The organism is Pseudorhodoplanes sp., assembly GCF_035565795.1.
In the GTDB taxonomy this organism is placed as follows: domain Bacteria; phylum Pseudomonadota; class Alphaproteobacteria; order Rhizobiales; family Xanthobacteraceae; genus Pseudorhodoplanes.
Genome location: NZ_DATMRV010000093.1, coordinates 1 through 10,110, shown reverse-complemented (window position 1 = coordinate 10,110; position 10,110 = coordinate 1). Strand labels below are relative to the sequence as shown.

Below are 10,110 nucleotides of genomic sequence, written 5' to 3'. Positions count from 1 at the left end.
GCCGCAAAGCGCGCCGCCACGCCCTCGAGCACCGCGCGGATTTCGTAGGCGTCGACAACCTCCGTCAATTGAAAGACGCGGACCGTGAAACCGCGATTGGGCGCATAGTCGAGCAGTCCTTCGCCCGCCAACGCCTGCAAGGCTGCGCGCACTGGGGTTCGCGATACATCCAGCGCCTGGCTGATATGAACCTCGTTCAGCCGGCGCCCGGCCTCGTATTCCCCGCTGAGAATGGACTCGCGCAACTGATCCATGACCGACAACGACCGCGTGCCGCTGCGCGAACCCGCCGAAGCGGCGTCGTCAGTAATCTCACTCGGCCTGGTCCTGTCGCGGGGCATAGGGTCGCGTCCCTTCGTTCGAATGCTAAAGTGAGTACACTTGCCGCGTCAATGTAGCCGAATGACTAATAAACAGTGCGCCATTGCCTAAATTGATGTCGGCAAGTGTATACATTGTGCTTGACTCAGGGCTCTGCGCGTCGAACGATAGCCGTCAAGCGTACGGGGTAGCGGAGCTGCGAAGTTGAGCAACGAGTTGGCCGACGACACGATCGATCAGATCACCGCGGACCGCGGTCCCCATTACGAACCGTTCGGCTGGCATCACTGGCCCGAGCATCCTTGGCTCTCGTATCAATTCCGGCGCGGCCTCGGTGAGACCCAGGAAGGGGGCGGGGCGGTCAGCGAGGTGCTGATGGCGGCCTCGCGGATGATCCCCGGCGACCTCGAAAGCTGGCACGCTGAATGGATGCGGATCGCCGACCGCAACTGGCAGCGCGGTCTTGCGGAAGAAAAGGCCGGCCATATCCGCACCGCGATGAACTGCTTCCTGCGTGGGGCCGACTATTATCGCCAGGCCGAATTTCATCTGCAGCCCGACGACCCGCGGCGGCTTCCGACCTTCGAGAAAATGGAAGCCTGTTCGCACAAGTTCATTTCGTATCTGAATCCGCCGGGCGAGGTGGTCGACATCCCCTACGAAGACGGCAAGCCGATCTGCGGCTATTTCGTGCGTGCTCCGTTTCCCGGCGAGCGATTGCCGGTGCTGATCTGCATGGGCGGCCTCGATTCCATCAAGGACGAGATGTGGTTCATGCAGGCGCATGGCTGCCTGCAGCGCGGCATTTCGGTGCTGATGATCGACGGGCCCGGGCAGGGGGGCACCTTGCGCCGGCACAAGATCGTCAGCCGGCCCGATACCGAAGTGCCGATCGGCAAATGCATCGACTGGCTGGTGCAGCGCGACGACGTCGATCCCGCGCGCATTGCCGTCTGCGGCTCCAGCATGGGCGGCTATTACGCGGCGCGCGCGGCCTGCTACGAATATCGCCTCGCGGCCGCGATCTCGCACGGCGCGATCTGGTCGGTGCATGACATGTGGGGCAACAAGGGCGACGATTTCGGCCTCGCCATGCATATCCGATGGGTGCTCGGCGCGAGGACGATGAAGGAGGCGCATGAGATCATGAAGCCCTTCACGCTCGAGGGGCACCTGGAAAACATGAAATGCCCGTATCTCGTCATGCACGGCGGCCACGACGTCCTGACCGTGTCGGCGGCCCGCAAGACTTACGACTATGCGAAAAAACACGGCGTCGATGCGACGCTTCGCATCCTTGAGCCGGACGAGACTGGCGCCGAACATTGCCAGCACGACAATCCAACGATCGGGCAGGAAATCCTAGCCGATTGGCTGGCCGACCGCTTCGGCATCGATCAGCGCAAGCTGCTCAAGACGTCATACAACCCGCTGATCTGAGGGCAGATGATCCAGGGCATCAAGTCACCGAGACCCGGCATCGTGGCGATCGATCTGCATCGCGGCCATCTCGACATGGCGGTGGCGACGATGCCGCTCGCGGCTGATGCCGCGGCGCGGGTGGTGGCGGCGAACGAGCGATTCCTTGGAAAGGCGCGCGCCGCCGGAATTCCGGTGTTCCATTGCGTTGCGACCTATCGCGATGCCGCCGAGATCCGCCTCAATCCGGCCTGGCGGCACCGGGGCGAAGACCCGAACAACCCGCGCAAGCACGTGCTGTCGCACAACATCAAGGGCATGCCGGGATGCGAGGTGATGCCGACGCTGCTCGACGAGCGCGATTTCATCATCGATGCGAAGAAGCGCTACGATTGCTTTACGGCGACCGACCTCGACCTATCGCTGCGCGCGCACGGGGTGGACACTGTCCTGATCACCGGCGTCAATACGAGTTCCTGCGTGATCGCGACCGCGGCCGCGGCCTGCTGCCGCGATTTTGCGGTGGTCGTTGTGTCTGATTGCGTCGACAGCATGGACGGTCCCGAGTTCCATGACGCGGCGCTCAAGATCATCGGCAGAGCTTTCGGGCAGGTCATGAACAGCGACGAAGCCCTAGCGGCCGTCGGCGCCGCTTCGCCGCAAAAGATTTCGAGGCCGGCGTGACGTGTAACGCGATCTGTAACGTGACCTGTAACAGTGACCGCCAGAATTCCGAGGGTAAGTGCCATGTCTGATCCGATGATCCCAAACGAGCGCGCCGACTTTTCCGCGATTGTCGATCGGCCGCCGCTCAAGCTGCCGAATGGCGCCCGCATCGTGGTTTGGACCATCGTGAACTACGAGGTCTGGGACATTTCCAAGCCGATGGCGCGCCAGGTGATCCCGGCGCCGACCGGCCAGCCGCTTTTGCCGGACGTGCCGAATTGGTCGTGGCATGAATATGGCATGCGTGTCGGCTGCTGGCGCTTCTTCGATCTCTACAAGCGCCTCAACATCCGCCCGACGCTGTCGATCAATGCACGGGTTTGCGAAGACTATCCGCGCGTCGCCGGCGAAGCGCGCGATCTCGGCTGGGAGTTCATGGGACACGCCTACGAGCAGGGACCGATCCACAAGATCGAGGATCAGCGCGGCATGATCTTCAAGTCGATGGACGTGATCGAGAAGTTCACCGGCAAGCGTCCGGTCGGCTGGCTCGGACCGGGACTGACGCAGACGCTTGATACGCCCGAGAACCTTGCCGAAGCTGGCGTGAAATATATCGGCGACTGGGTCTATGACGATGAGCCGACGGTGATCAGGACCAAAAAGGGGCCGCTGGTCACGCTGCCGTACACCGTCGAGTTGAACGACATTCCGATGATGATCGTCCAGCATCACGAAAGCGACCATCTCTACAAGCGCTTCACCGAAAGCTTTGACCGCCTCTACGAAGAGAGCAAGGACCGCGCAAAGTTTATCTCGGTGGCGATCCACCCGTACATCAGCGGCCAGCCGTTCCGCATCAAGGCGCTGGAAGCGATATACGATTACGTCAACAAGTTCGATGGCGTGCTGCACTGGAACGGGGAGCAGATCCTCGACTGGTACACCTCGACCCGCGACGTGAAGTTCGGAGTGGCTTGAGCGTGGCGTCCTACGTGATCCCGGCCATCGAGGAAACCGTCGTCCCGGTCGAGGGCGGCGGCCAGTTTCCGGTGCGGCGCATCTATTGCGTCGGGCGCAATTATGTGGAGCACATCCGCGAGATGAAGGAAGCGGACGAGCGCGATCCGCCGTTCTTCTTCCAGAAGCCGCGCGACTCCATCGTGCTGCATGACGAGGCCGTGCCGTATCCGCCGCTCACCTCCGACTTCCAGTTCGAGGGCGAGCTGGTGATTGCGATCGGCAAGCCCGGCCGCGACATCGGCACCGACACCGCGCTCGATCATGTCTTCGGCTATGCCGCCGGAATCGACCTGACGAGGCGCGACCGCCAGCGCGACGCCCGCGACATGCGTCTGCCCTGGGAAGTCGGCAAGAGCTTCGATGCATCGGCGCCGTGCGGGCCGATCACGCCCGCCGCCTCTGGTGGACATCGCCTGCAGGGCGCGCTCACGCTGTCTGTCAACGGACAGGAGCGCCAGCGTGGCGATCTTGCGCAGATGATCTGGAATGTGCCCGAGATCGTCATGCAGTTGTCGCGCCAGGTGAAGCTTGCGCCGGGCGATCTCATTTACACCGGCACGCCGGCAGGCGTCGGCGCCGTGGTGCCGGATGACGTGATCGAAGTCGCGATCGAAGGCCTGACGCCGTTGCGCATTTCCATTGCCCCGCCGGAGGATTGAGCATGTTGCCGACCGAACGCATTTCCTATTCGGCGATCAGCCAGCGCCCGAAGCTGAAACTTCCGGGCGGCGCGCGCATGGCCGTATGGGTGATCGTGAATGTCGAGGAATGGGACGCGACCCAGCCGATGCCGCGCACGGTGCTCACCCCGCCGGCCGGCGGATCGCCGAGCCCGGACATCCCGAACTGGGCCTGGCATGAGTACGGCAACCGCGTCGGCTTCTGGCGCCTGCTCAAGGTGTTCGACGACTTCAAGCTGCCGGCCGCGCTTGCGATCAACGGCTCGGCGATCCCGGCCTATCCCGCGATCACGCAAGCGGCTATTGAACGCAATTGGGAGTTCATGGGCCACGGCTTCACCCAGCGCAACATGCAGAAGGTGGAGAACGAGCGCGAGGACATCCGCAAGACCAATGCGGCCATCGTCAAGGCCACCGGCAAGCCGCCGCGCGGCTGGCTTGGGCCGGGCCTGACCGAGACCTGGGAGACGCCCGATATCCTCGCCGAAGAGGGCTACGACTATGTCTGCGACTGGGTGCTCGACGACCAGCCAGTGTGGCTGAAGACGCGGACGAAGCCGATCGTGAACGTTCCCTACACCCAGGAATGCAACGACGTCGCGATGATGCTGATCCAGCATCACAAGGCGTCGGAATATTACGATCGCGCGATCGACCAGTTCGAGCAGATCTACGAGGACGCCGCCGACTCGGCGCGGATCATGGCCATCGTGATCCACCCCTACATCATGGGCGCGCCGCACCGGACCAAGTATTTCCGCAGGATCTTCGAGCAGATCCGGTCGAAGCCTGATGTGGCTTTCATGACCGGCAGCCAGATCTACGACTGGTTCATCGCAAACGGCCCCAAGGCTCCGTGAGTTCGGGATGACCACCTTTCAGGTTCTCAACGGTCTGACATTCGCGGCGCTGCTGTTTGTGGTGGCGAGCGGATTCACGCTGATTTTCGGACTGCTCAGGATCGTCAATCTCGCCCACGGCGCGCTGTATCTGATCGGCGGCTACATCGGTTACACGGTCGGCGTGAAGAGTGGCAGTTTCCTGCTGGCCGGCATGGCGGCGATGGCCGGCGTCGCTTTCATCGGCTTTGTGCTCGACCAGGGGCTGCTACGCTTCGTCCGCGGAAATGACCTGCGCCAGGTGCTGCTGACGCTGGGCGTGGCTTTTGTCCTCAACGACATGGCCCTCGTGATCTGGGGCGGCGACAGCTTCACCGTGCCGATCCCTGAGCCGTTGCGCGGCGCTGTCACCTTCTTCGGGATTTTCTATCCCAAATACCGGCTGTTTGTTCTTCTCGTCGGCATCATCCTGTTCATCCTGCTGTGGCTGCTGCTGCACAAGACGCGACTCGGCGCCCTGATCCGCGCCGGCGTGGACGATGCGGAAATGGTCGAGGCTTCGGGTGTCAATATCCGCATGGTGTTCCTGTTCACGTTTCTGCTCGGCTCGGCGCTGGCGGGCCTCGGCGGACTGATGGGCGGCGCCTTCCTGTCGCTCTATCCCTCGGCGGATGCGGAAATTCTCGTCTTCAGTCTCGCTGTCGTCATCATAGGCGGGCGAGGGAGCCTTGCCGGTGTCGCTGTCGGCAGCCTCCTCGTCGGGCTCCTCAACACGTTCGGACAGGTGATGTTCCCCGAACTCGCTTACTTCGTGATCTTCGGACCGATGGCCGTGCTGCTGGCCTTCCGTCCGCTCGGCTTGTTTGGAAAAGCGACATGACACAGGCGACGCGCACTCTCACCATCGGCGCGATTGCGGTCGCGGTCGCCGCGCTGCTGCCGCTGGTCCTGTCCACCTACCAGGTCGGGCTTGCAACCGAAGTGCTGATCTTCGGCATTCTCGCCATGTCGATCGACATTCTCGCCGGTTTCGCCGGACGTACCTCGCTCGGTCACGGCGCGATCTTCGGGGTATCGACCTACGTCGTGATCTATCTGGTGTCGCAGGGATCCTCGCCCGTGTTCGCGCTCGGGATGGGCATCCTTGCGTCGGCCGTGGTCGCGGCGGTGTTCGCGCTGCTCGCGGTGCGCACCTCCGGCGTCTACTTCCTGCTGCTGACGCTCGCGCTCGGCATGATCGTCTGGGGCATCTGCCTGCGGTGGACCCAGGTCACCGGCGGCGAAAACGGCCTGCGCGGCGATATCCGGCCGGCGATCCTTTACGATCACAAGACCTTCTACTGGGTCGTGCTGGCTGTGACGGCTGTCATTTCGTTCGCAATCTGGCGGTTTGTACGTTCGCCGTTCGGGCTGACGCTGCGCGGGATCCGCGACAGCGAGAGCCGCATGCGAAGCCTCGGCTATAACGTGCCGCTGCACCTGTTCATCGGCTTCACCGTGTCGGGCTTCTTCGCCGGCGTTGCGGGCGGCATCTACGCCTTCTTCAACAACTTCGTCAGTCCGTCCACGGTCGCGCTTGCGCAGTCGGTCGAGGGCCTCCTGATGACCATTGTCGGGGGGGTCGGAACCCTGTTCGGTTCCTTCGTCGGCGCCGCGGCGATCATCACGCTGGAGAACATCGTCTCCTCTCATACCGAGCGCTGGCAGACGGTGCTCGGCATCACCTTCATCCTGATCATGATTCTCGCGCCGGAAGGTCTAGTCGGGAAAGTGCGTGCGCTGCTGGGGCGCGTAAGTCGTTCGAAGTCCTCGGTTTCCTAAAGGGAAGGATCGCGTCATGGATAGACGGCAATTTTTGAAGACCACAACCTCGGCAATGGTGCTGAGCGGTCTGGGCACGCTGCCGCAGCGTGCGTTCGCGCAGGGCGCTCCGATCAAGGTGGGGCTGCTGGCTCCGCTCACCGGTGTCGTTGCATCCGGCGGTCGCGAAATGGTCGAGGGCACCCAGTTCTATTTCGACTCGATCGGCAGCGAGATCGCGGGCCGCAAGGTCGAACTGATCGTCGAGGACGATGCCTCGAATCCCGACACCGCCCTGCAGAAGGCCCGCCGTCTTGTCGAGCAGGCCAATGTCGATTTCCTGATCGGCAACCTGCTCGCCAATACGGGCCTTGCCGTCGCCAACTACGTGAAGGGCAACGGCACGCCGTACTTCATTCCGATCATTGCGGCGGACGACCTCACGCAGCGCCAGCGCATCAAGAACGTGGTGCGGGTCGCCGGCTACTCCGCCAGCGCGTTCACTCATCCGCTCGGCGACTGGGCGCTCAAGCAGGGCTACAAGCGCATTGCCACCATCAGCCAGGACTACACGTTCGGTCACGAACAGTGCGGTGGTCTCGCGCAGGTGTTCACCGAGGGCGGTGGGGAAATCGTCCAGCAGTTCTGGCATCCGCTGAATACTGCAGACTTCAGCCCCTACCTCGGCCAGCTCGCCAACATGAAGGTCGATGCGGTGTTCGCGATGGAGACCGGCGCCGACGCTACGCGCTTCATCCAGCAATTCGCCAGTTTCGGCCTCAAGGGCAAGATTCCGGTGCTGGGCGCGATGAACGCAACCGATCAGTCGGTCATCCGTACGCTCGGTGACGAGTGCGAAGGCATCGTGTCGCCGGCGCATTTCGCGGAAGGCTCGACCGTTCCGGTCACCAAGAAGTTCGTAGACGACTACACCGCTAAGTTTCAGAAGATCCCGTCGCTTTACGGCTTCTCGATGTTTTCGGGCGCAATGTGGGTCTCCGAAGCTATCAAGAGCATGGGCGGAAAGATCCCGAGCAAGGAAGCGCTCGTCGATACCGTGCTCAAGACCGACCTTACGGGATCTCCGCTTGGGACGACGGTCAAGCTCGATTCCTACGGCAACCCGATCTATGACGTTTACATTCGCAAGGTGATGAAGCGTCCGGACGGCAAGTTCTGGAATGTGCCGATCGAGACCTACAAGGACGTCTCGCAGTTCTGGAAATACGACCCGGCAACCTATCTCAAGCAGCCGCCTTATTCCCGGACCTTCCAGGGCATCAAGAAGGGCTGACCACGTGAAACCGGAGGCGCGGCATGTGCCGCGCCTCCCTTAGGCGATCTGGATTCGTGACAGAAAACATTCTCACTTTGACCGACGTGGTTGTCGCCTTCGACGCGTTGCGCGCAGTCGACGGGGTCAGCCTCGTCGTCCCGCGTGGCCAACGGCGCGCCATCATCGGTCCGAACGGCGCCGGAAAGACGACGCTGTTCAACGCGATCACCGGCGTCATTCCGCCGACGGCCGGCCGCGTGGTCTTCAACGGCCAGGAGATCACCAAGCTGCCGCCGCACCGGCGCGCCAAGCTCGGCATTTCGCGCACCTTCCAGATCACCAACCTGTTCCCCACGCTGACCGTGGTCGAGAACATGGTGCTGGGGATCCGCGGCCTGTCGCCGAACAAGTTTTCGCTGTTCGGGTCGCCTAAGACCAGCGCAAGCGAGGACCAGCGGATCGCCGCCGCGCTGAAGTCCGCGGACATGCATCATCGCCTCGACACGGTGGTGAAGGAACTGTCCTACGGCGAGCAGCGGCAGCTTGAAATTGCGCTCGCTCTTGTAACGAATCCGACGACCTTGCTGCTAGACGAGCCGGCCGCCGGACTCTCGCCGTCGGAACGCACCGTGGTCGCCGATATCATCAAGGCGTTACCGCGCGACCTCACGTTGATCCTGATCGAGCACGACATGGCGCTGGCGCTCGGGCTCGCCGATTTCGTGACCTGCCTGCACGAAGGCCGTGTCCTGGTCGAGGAGGATCCGGAGGCGATCCGGCACAACAAGACGGTGCAGCAAGTCTATCTGGGAACGCCGCGTCATGCTTGAGGTTCGTGACCTGCACAGTTACTACGGCGAAGCTCACGTCATTCATGGCGTGTCGCTGAATGTTGCTCCGGGTGAGGTGGTCGCGCTCCTCGGGCGCAATGGCATGGGAAAGACCACGATCATCCGCTCGATCATGGGCCTGTCGCCGCCGCAGGTGCGGTCGGGCAGTGTGCGCTGGCGCGGCGAGGAACTGGTCGGACAGCGGCCGCACGACATTGCATCCCGCAAGATTGCGATCGTGCCGCAGGGAAGGCGACTGTTTCCCTCGCTCACTGTCACCGAGCATCTGACCTTGCTGAAGTCGGCGCGGGCGACCGAAGGCTGGACCATGAACAAGGTGTTCGAGCTGTTTCCGCGGCTTGCCGAGCGGCGCCACCATCGCGGCGGCCAGCTGTCCGGCGGCGAGCGGCAGATGCTCGCGGTCGGCCGTGCGCTGATGATCGACCCCGAGCTGATCCTGATGGACGAACCGTCGGAGGGACTTGCGCCGGTGATGGTGCAGCATCTCGAGGAGATCGTGATCGATCTTCGCAAGGCGGGGCTTTCGATCCTGCTGGTCGAGCAGAATCTGTACAGCGCGCTTGCCACGTCCGAGCGGATCTATGTCCTCGACACCGGCAAGATCGTCTATGAGGGCGTCACCAAGGAGCTCGCCAAGGAGCCGGAGCGCCTGTTCGACTATCTGGGTGTTCACTAGCCGTCTACTTCGCCGGCCGCTTGTCCGGCATCATCGTATCAGGATCACACCTTGAGCCAGCAGAAGTCCATTGTCACCGCCGACATCTTTGACATTCACCATGCGTCGCTGGATGTTTGCGAGCTTCAGTTCCGCAGCTTCGGCCAGCGCAAGAGCTTCTATGGCCCCTGCGTTACGGTGAAGACCTTTGAAAATCACCTGCCGGTGCTCGAAGCGCTGCAGGAGCCCGGAAACGGGCGGGTGCTGGTCGTCGATGCGGGCGGGTCGCTTCGCGTCGGTGTCATGGGCGACCGGGTGGCCGAGGTCGGCGTCCGCAACGGCTGGATCGGCGCGGTCATCTTCGGTGCGATCCGGGATTCGGTCGGGATCGACCTGCTCGACTTCGGTGTGAAGGCATTGGGGACGACGGCGCGCCGGAGCTGGCTGACCGTGACGGGTCACCACGGCGTGCCTGTCGCATTCGGCGGCGCGCGCTTTGTTACCGGGGCGTGGGTCTACGCTGACGGTGACTGCGTTCTCGTGACCCCGTCGGAACTCGACTTGTCCAAAGTCACCGGGA

The 10,110-nt window shown here is 62.8% G+C and carries 12 protein-coding genes; 11 read left to right on the top strand and 1 reads right to left on the bottom strand.

What is annotated here, in order from left to right; genetic code table 11:
- The coding region (locus tag VNZ93_RS09315) for a GntR family transcriptional regulator (RefSeq protein WP_325703357.1) at window positions 1–254 on the bottom strand (254 nt) is incomplete at its 3' end.
- 271 nt (window positions 255–525) lie between these two features.
- On the opposite strand from VNZ93_RS09315, the gene VNZ93_RS09310 reads away from it, so the two are divergent.
- From VNZ93_RS09310 to rraA, 11 genes are all read left to right on the top strand, one after another.
- Complete coding sequence (locus tag VNZ93_RS09310) at window positions 526–1,761, top strand: alpha/beta hydrolase family protein (RefSeq protein WP_325703354.1); 1,236 nt, start codon at window positions 526–528, stop codon at window positions 1,759–1,761.
- Window positions 1,762–1,767: 6 nt separating this feature from the next.
- Window positions 1,768–2,424 (top strand): isochorismatase family cysteine hydrolase, encoded by a 657-nt coding sequence (locus VNZ93_RS09305; RefSeq protein WP_325703351.1) that lies wholly within the window; start codon window positions 1,768–1,770, stop codon window positions 2,422–2,424.
- 63 nt (window positions 2,425–2,487) lie between these two features.
- Window positions 2,488–3,387: a polysaccharide deacetylase family protein gene (locus tag VNZ93_RS09300; RefSeq protein ID WP_325703348.1), complete on the top strand. Its 900-nt coding sequence runs from the start codon at window positions 2,488–2,490 to the stop codon at window positions 3,385–3,387.
- A complete protein-coding gene (locus tag VNZ93_RS09295; protein ID WP_325703345.1) occupies window positions 3,384–4,088 on the top strand; it encodes a fumarylacetoacetate hydrolase family protein in 705 nt (234 codons plus the stop codon). The genes VNZ93_RS09300 and VNZ93_RS09295 overlap by 4 nt, the downstream gene beginning before the upstream one ends.
- A gap of 2 nt (window positions 4,089–4,090) precedes the next feature.
- The gene (locus tag VNZ93_RS09290) at window positions 4,091–4,969 is read left to right on the top strand and encodes a polysaccharide deacetylase family protein (RefSeq protein ID WP_325703342.1); all 879 of its coding nucleotides are present in this window, start codon (window positions 4,091–4,093) and stop codon (window positions 4,967–4,969) included.
- A 7-nt stretch (window positions 4,970–4,976) separates the two neighbouring features.
- Window positions 4,977–5,828, top strand: a complete 852-nt coding sequence (locus tag VNZ93_RS09285) for a branched-chain amino acid ABC transporter permease (protein WP_325703339.1) — start codon at window positions 4,977–4,979, stop codon at window positions 5,826–5,828.
- On the top strand, window positions 5,825–6,769 hold the full coding sequence (locus VNZ93_RS09280) for a branched-chain amino acid ABC transporter permease (protein ID WP_325703336.1): 945 nt from the start codon (window positions 5,825–5,827) through the stop codon (window positions 6,767–6,769). Before VNZ93_RS09285 ends, VNZ93_RS09280 begins: the two co-directional genes overlap by 4 nt.
- Window positions 6,770–6,785: 16 nt before the next feature.
- Window positions 6,786–8,042: an ABC transporter substrate-binding protein gene (locus tag VNZ93_RS09275; RefSeq protein ID WP_325703334.1), complete on the top strand. Its 1,257-nt coding sequence runs from the start codon at window positions 6,786–6,788 to the stop codon at window positions 8,040–8,042.
- A gap of 56 nt (window positions 8,043–8,098) precedes the next feature.
- Window positions 8,099–8,854, top strand: a complete 756-nt coding sequence (locus VNZ93_RS09270) for an ABC transporter ATP-binding protein (protein ID WP_325703331.1) — start codon at window positions 8,099–8,101, stop codon at window positions 8,852–8,854.
- The gene (locus tag VNZ93_RS09265) at window positions 8,847–9,551 is read left to right on the top strand and encodes an ABC transporter ATP-binding protein (RefSeq protein WP_325703328.1); all 705 of its coding nucleotides are present in this window, start codon (window positions 8,847–8,849) and stop codon (window positions 9,549–9,551) included. Before VNZ93_RS09270 ends, VNZ93_RS09265 begins: the two co-directional genes overlap by 8 nt.
- A 51-nt stretch (window positions 9,552–9,602) precedes the next feature.
- Window positions 9,603–10,110, top strand: a 508-nt coding sequence (gene rraA, locus VNZ93_RS09260) for a ribonuclease E activity regulator RraA (protein ID WP_325703325.1), incomplete at its 3' end; no start/stop codon positions are given.